The sequence below is a fragment of the Streptomyces sp. NPDC056987 genome (genome assembly GCF_042673865.1).
Taxonomy (GTDB): Bacteria; Actinomycetota; Actinomycetes; order Streptomycetales; family Streptomycetaceae; genus Streptomyces.
Window position 1 is genome coordinate 1 of sequence record NZ_JBHURV010000082.1, and the last position, 5,107, is coordinate 5,107.

5 protein-coding genes are annotated in these 5,107 nt (G+C 68.5%); 3 read left to right on the forward strand and 2 right to left on the reverse strand.

Annotated elements, in window-relative coordinates:
• Nucleotides 1–59: 59 nt before the first annotated feature.
• Both ACFTZC_RS41800 and ACFTZC_RS41805 read right to left on the reverse strand, forming a co-directional pair.
• Nucleotides 60–608: a hypothetical protein gene (locus ACFTZC_RS41800; RefSeq protein WP_382899330.1), complete on the reverse strand. Its 549-nt coding sequence runs from the start codon at nt 606–608 to the stop codon at nt 60–62.
• 94 nt (nt 609–702) lie between these two features.
• Complete coding sequence (locus ACFTZC_RS41805) at nt 703–942, reverse strand: hypothetical protein (RefSeq protein ID WP_382899331.1); 240 nt, start codon at nt 940–942, stop codon at nt 703–705.
• A 251-nt stretch (nt 943–1,193) separates the two neighbouring features.
• On the opposite strand from ACFTZC_RS41805, the gene thyX reads away from it, so the two are divergent.
• From thyX to ACFTZC_RS41820, 3 genes are all read left to right on the forward strand, one after another.
• Complete coding sequence (gene thyX, locus ACFTZC_RS41810) at nt 1,194–1,931, forward strand: FAD-dependent thymidylate synthase (RefSeq protein ID WP_382899333.1); 738 nt, start codon at nt 1,194–1,196, stop codon at nt 1,929–1,931.
• Between the two features lie 276 nt (nt 1,932–2,207).
• The gene (gene dapA / locus ACFTZC_RS41815) at nt 2,208–3,107 is read left to right on the forward strand and encodes a 4-hydroxy-tetrahydrodipicolinate synthase (protein WP_365819778.1); all 900 of its coding nucleotides are present in this window, start codon (nt 2,208–2,210) and stop codon (nt 3,105–3,107) included.
• Nucleotides 3,108–3,285: 178 nt separating this feature from the next.
• Nucleotides 3,286–4,971, forward strand: coding sequence for a ribonuclease J (locus ACFTZC_RS41820; RefSeq protein ID WP_382899334.1), 1,686 nt, complete (start codon nt 3,286–3,288; stop codon nt 4,969–4,971).
• The last annotated feature ends 136 nt before the right edge of the window (nt 4,972–5,107 follow it).

Below are 5,107 nucleotides of genomic sequence, written 5' to 3' on the forward strand. Positions count from 1 at the left end.
GGCCACCAGTGGCCGGGCCCCGCTCCGTCGCTCCGTCATGCGCGGGGCGTCGTCTCCGCTCAGGCGCCGCGGTACTCGTCACCCCACGCCTCGACCGTGTCGGCCGCCCGGTCGAACGCCTCCGTACGGGACAGGAAGTCGGCGTTGTGGTCGGTGAGCAGCGGCAGGGGTTCACCCTGACGGCGTACGACGACCAGCGCCTGTCCCTGGACGGTGCGGGGCAGCCCGAGCCAGCGCACCGGCTGCTGGACCGTCCGTACGGCGGTGGCCTGGTTCCACGGCAGGGTCGTCGTACGGAGCAGGGCCACGCGCCGTACGCCGTGGCGGCTCACCCACGCGCCGACGCGCAGCAGCCGCAGCGCGACGGCCATGGCGACGGCCGCGACGCCCAGGCAGAACGCGGCGCCCGACATCTCGCCCGCGAAGGCGGTGACCATCGCAGCGAGCAGAACGAACGAGGCCAGCAGCAGAAGCAGCGCGGACGCCGCCACCCGCCAAGGGCCCGGGCGGTACGGACGCCGCCAATGATCATGATCGTCGAAGGGCAGTGCGACATCGTCGGTGGTCGCGTCAAACGCCCGGTCGGCCGTCAGGAAGGGCAGGGGCACGACTGATCCTCACTCACAAGCACGCTCGATTGCTGTGCCCGGTGAGGTTATCGAGCAGGCCCCTGCCCGGACCACCCCAGGGGGGCCGGATGTGTCACCGGCCCTGCGAGGCTTCCGACTGCTGGGAATGGCCGGACGACTGGGCCGTGTCCAGCGACGGCATCCCGAGGAGCAGCGAACCGGCGAAGCCGGCCGCGACCGTGAGCCCGATCAGCGTACGGCCGACGAGCTGCGAGGTGCTGGCGCGCTCTCTGGGCGGGGGAGTGACATTACTGCGGAAGCGGTCGGCCTCGGCGACGAATGTGAACGGAACGGCCTCTCGCCGGCGGAACATGGAGGGACTCCTCCTTGCGGTCGGGTGCGGTCGTGATGTGTAACGCCGCTGGTGTGTCGATTGCTACTTCTTCTGACGAACAACAGCCCCAATCGGTGCCCGAATTCCCCGGATTGGCCGAGGAACACCGTCCGTGGCCGACACCGCGTGCGGCTGCCCGACGCCGCGTGCGCCGGTCGGCGCCGCGCCGTGTCAGTGCCGCGCCGTAGAGTGGGCGCCGCCCGAGCGACGCGACTGGAAGGACCCCGCCGGTGAGCGACACCCCCACCGAGACCAAACCGAGCTTCCGTAGCGATGTCACCGTGGAGCTGGTCAAGCACGCCGCGGGCGACTCCGACGTCCTGTGGGCCGCGCGCGTCTCCACCGCGGGCGAGCACTCCCTCGACGAGCTGACGAAGGATCCCGAGCGCTCCAAGGGCCTGATCAATTACCTGATGCGGGACCGCCACGGCAGCCCGTTCGAGCACAACTCGATGACCTTCTTCATCAGCGCCCCGATCTTCGTCTTCCGCGAGTTCATGCGCCATCGCGTCGGCTGGTCGTACAACGAGGAGTCCGGCCGCTACCGGGAGCTGCAGCCGGTCTTCTACGTCCCGGGCGAGGACCGCAAGCTCGTCCAGCAGGGCCGCCCCGGAAAGTACGAGTTCGTGGCCGGGAGCGAGGCCCAGCAGGCCCTCACGGAGCGCACGCTGGAGAACGCGTACGTCCAGGCGTACGAGGCGTACCAGGAAATGCTGGCGGCGGGCGTGGCCCGCGAGGTGGCCCGCGCGGTGCTGCCCGTCGGCCTCTTCTCCTCGATGTACGCGACGTGCAACGCGCGCTCGCTGATGCACTTCCTCGGCCTGCGCACCCAGCACGAACAGGCGAAGGTCCCCTCCTTCCCGCAGCGGGAGATCGAGATGGTCGGGGAGCGGATGGAGGAGCACTGGGCGAAGCTCATGCCGCTCACCCACGCGGCTTTCAACATGAACGGCCGTGTCGCGCCGTAGGGGAGCCACGCCGGGGCGACTCCCCTTGGGAGGACTGGGATCCGGAGGGTTTCCCCGGTCGCAGGAGATCCGTTCGGGGTGCGCTCGCGAGCCGTCCGGGGCACAGATGTACGGTCGGTCGGGTGAAGTGTCCGGATTGCGGCGTTTCGAGAAGTTCATCTAGGCTGATCAAACGGACCCGGCACTGCCTGAACCCCCGAGCAGGCAGTGCCGGGCTCCTCTTGTCCCGTCCCCCAAGGGGACACGGCGAGCTGAGCAGCGAGTAGCGTGTTACCCATGGCTCCGATCTCCACTCCGCAGACCCCCTTCGGGCGGGTCCTCACCGCCATGGTCACGCCCTTCACGGCTGACGGCGCACTCGACCTCGACGGTGCGCAGCGGCTCGCCGTCCATCTGGTGGACGCAGGCAACGACGGCCTGATCCTGAACGGCACCACCGGTGAGTCGCCGACCACCAGTGATGCGGAGAAAGACCAGCTCGTACGGGCCGTACTGGAGGCCGTAGGAGACCGGGCCCACATCGTCGCCGGCGTCGGCACCAACGACACCCGGCACAGCCTGGAGCTGGCCCGCGCGGCGGAGCGCGCCGGAGCCCACGGCCTCCTCGCCGTGACCCCGTACTACAACAAGCCGCCACAGGAAGGACTCCTGCGGCACTTCACGGCCATCGCCGACGCCACCGGCCTGCCGGTCATGCTCTACGACATCCCCGGCCGCAGCGGTGTCCCCATCGACACCGAGACCATCGTCCGGCTCGCGCAGCACCCGCGAATCGTCGCCAACAAGGACGCCAAGGGCGACCTCGGCCGCGCCAGCTGGGCCATCGCGCAGTCCGGCCTCGCCTGGTACTCCGGCGACGACATGCTCAACCTTCCGCTGCTCTCCGTCGGCGCGGTCGGTTTCGTCTCCGTGGTCGGCCACGTGGTCACCCCGGAGCTGCGCGCCCTGCTCGACGCCCACCTCACCGGTGACGTCCAGAAGGCCACGGAGATCCACCAGAAGCTGCTCCCGGTGTTCACCGGCATGTTCCGCACACAGGGCGTGATCACCACCAAGGCCGCCCTCACCCTGCAGAAGCTGCCGGCCGGCCCGCTGCGTCTCCCGCTCGTCGAGCTGTCGGCCCATGAAACGGCTCAGCTCAAGATCGATCTGGCCGCGGGCGGGGTACAGCTCTGATCACAGACTTCACAACTGAATACATGAACACAGCAGATCAAGATCAAAGGTCACGACCGGTAACCGCGGGTCGTGGTCAACACAGGTACATCGGTACACACCGACAACTGCAAGTGCACGAATGTCACGCGCGCCACGTGCCTCAGCGGTACGTGGCGCGTGTGGTGAGGAGAGTCTTTTGAGTCATCCGCATCCTGAACTCGGCGCCCCGCCGAAGCTGCCCAAGAACGGCTTGCGCGTCACGCCGCTCGGCGGGTTGGGCGAAATCGGCCGTAACATGACGGTCTTCGAGTACAACGGCCGTCTGCTCATCGTCGACTGCGGCGTCCTCTTCCCGGAGGAGGAGCAGCCGGGCATCGACCTGATCCTGCCGGACTTCAGCACCATCAGGGACCGTCTCGACGACATCGACGGGGTCGTGCTCACGCACGGCCACGAGGACCACATCGGCGGCGTCCCCTACCTGCTCCGGCTGAAGCCCGACATCCCGCTGATCGGCTCCAAGCTGACCCTCGCACTGATCGAGGCGAAGCTCCAGGAACACCGCATCCGCCCGTACACCCTTGAGGTCACCGAGGGTCACCGCGAACGCGTCGGGCCGTTCGACTGCGAGTTCGTCGCGGTCAACCACTCCATTCCGGACGCCCTGGCGGTCGCGATCCGCACGCCCGCCGGCATGGTCGTCCACACGGGCGACTTCAAGATGGACCAGCTCCCGCTGGACCGCAGGCTGACCGACCTGCCCACCTTCGCCAAGCTCGGTGAGGAGGGCATCGACCTGCTGCTCTCGGACTCCACCAACGCCGAGGTGCCGGGCTTCGTCCCGCCGGAGCGGGACATCTCCAACGTCCTGCGCCAGGTCTTCGGCAGCGCGCAGAAGCGGATCATCGTGGCGAGCTTCGCCAGCCACGTCCACCGCATCCAGCAGATCCTCGACGCCGCGCACGAGTACGGCCGGAGGGTCGCCTTCGTCGGCCGTTCGATGGTCCGCAACATGGGCATCGCCCGTGACCTGGGCTACTTGAGGGTGCCCCCGGGCCTGGTCGTCGACGTCAAGACGCTCGACGACCTCCCCGACCACGAGGTGGTCCTCGTCTGCACGGGTTCGCAGGGCGAGCCGATGGCCGCGCTCTCCCGGATGGCCAACCGCGACCACCAGATCCGGATCGTCCAGGGCGACACGGTGATCCTCGCGTCGTCACTGATCCCGGGCAACGAGAACGCGGTTTACCGCGTGATCAACGGCCTGACCCGATGGGGTGCGAACGTCGTCCACAAGGGCAACGCCAAGGTTCACGTCTCCGGCCATGCCTCGGCCGGCGAGCTGCTGTACTTCTACAACATCTGCAAGCCGAAGAACCTGATGCCGGTCCACGGCGAATGGCGCCATCTGCGGGCCAACGCCGAACTGGGCGCGCTGACAGGGGTCCCCAAGGACCACATCGTCATCGCGGAGGACGGCGTCGTCGTCGACCTGGTCGACGGCAAGGCCCGGATCGTGGGCAAGGTCCAGGCCGGTTACGTCTACGTCGACGGGCTCTCGGTCGGCGACGTGACGGAGACATCGCTCAAGGACCGCCGTATCCTCGGCGACGAGGGCATCATCTCGGTCTTCGTGGTGGTGGACTCCACCACCGGCAAGGTCGTCGGCGGCCCGCACTTCCACGCCCGGGGCTCCGGCATCGAGGACTCCGCGTTCTCGGCCGTGCTGCCCAAGGTGGAAGAGGTCATCGCCCGGTCGGCCTCGGACGGCGTGGCGGAGCCGCACCAGATCCAGCAGCTCGTCCGCCGCACGGTCGGCAAGTGGGTCTCCGACACCTACCGCCGGCGCCCGATGATCCTCCCCGTGGTGGTCGAGGTCTGACGGTTCGACGCAGTGCCTGGAGCGGGGGGGCGCGGTATGGGTAGATGCCCCCCCCCCCCGTTGCAGTTAAGCGACCCCAGAAACGGGAACCCCGGGTTTTACAGTAACGGGTGCCAGCGCCCGGGGGGGGGGCACC